This is a genomic window from Bradyrhizobium sp. KZN70725 (assembly GCF_055264925.1).
Map to the genome: position 1 here is coordinate 1 of NZ_JBUYWT010000232.1, position 233 is coordinate 233.

Sequence of the window (233 nt, forward strand, 5' to 3'; positions counted from 1 at the left end):
ATGACCGAACCTTTGGCCGCAGCGGTCCCCCGATGGTGGCTTATCGCTTCGAAGACAGCCGCTCCGGCGAATGCGCGGTCCGCCATCTCAATGGTTATCGCGGCATCCTGCAAGTGGATGGCTATGCCGCCTATAACAAGCTCGCGCGATCCGATCGCGGCAATGATGGCATCACATTGGCTGGCTGCTGGTCACACTGCAGACGCAAGTTCTACGAGCTGCATGTTGCAGGG

The 233-nt window shown here is 59.7% G+C and carries 1 protein-coding gene; it reads left to right on the top strand.

The window, feature by feature from the left end:
* The coding region (locus ACZBJS_RS42870) for an IS66 family transposase (RefSeq protein ID WP_463440377.1) at nucleotides 1-233 on the top strand (233 nt) is incomplete at both ends.